Origin of the sequence: Citrobacter sp. TBCS-14 (assembly GCF_005280805.1) — a bacterium.
Classification (GTDB): Bacteria; Pseudomonadota; Gammaproteobacteria; order Enterobacterales; family Enterobacteriaceae; genus Citrobacter; species Citrobacter gillenii.
The window spans coordinates 1-500 of the sequence record NZ_SZWM01000594.1 but is presented as its reverse complement, the minus strand read 5'-3'; the positions used below and the strand labels follow the sequence as shown (position 1 = coordinate 500).

Sequence of the window (500 nt, the reverse complement as noted above, 5' to 3'; positions counted from 1 at the left end):
GACACCACGCTTACCCGCGCAGTTGTCCGCCTGAAAAGCGGAACGCTGGGTTACAGCTACCTGCTGGGACGCAACAAACAACATGCCGAGCAGTGCGCGGTGATTGACGCGCTACTGCAGGAACAAACGCATTTCCAGAACCTAATGGAAACCTTAATTGCCCCGCTGGAAGCGGAACGCGATGCGCTAATTAACGCTCGCCGTGCCGAAGTCAACGCCAGCCGGGTCGACTTCTTCACACTGGTACGCGGAGATAACGCATGACACGATCTACGGCACTACAGAGCGCCTTTAATTTACCCGTCCAGGATGCGCAGCAGTGCTTTCGTCGCCTGNGGAGATAACGCATGACCTTACAGACCGCATTTAATTTACCCGTTCAGGATGCTCAGCAGAGCTTTCGTCGCCTGCTGAAAGCCATGAGCGAACCGGGCGTAATCGTCGCCCTGCATCAACTGAAACACGGCTGGCAGCCGCTGGGTCTGGCGACCACCAGCGTG

Annotated in this window: 2 protein-coding genes; both read left to right on the top strand. The window is 56.9% G+C overall.

Translation table 11 applies throughout. The features are described 5' to 3' along the window. Window positions 1-264, top strand: a 264-nt coding sequence (gene phnG / locus FDX22_RS20150) for a phosphonate C-P lyase system protein PhnG (protein ID WP_146717682.1), incomplete at its 5' end; no start/stop codon positions are given. An 83-nt stretch (window positions 265-347) separates the two neighbouring features. Further along, on the top strand, window positions 348-500 hold a 153-nt coding region (locus FDX22_RS20145; RefSeq protein WP_186805376.1), incomplete at its 3' end, for a phosphonate C-P lyase system protein PhnH.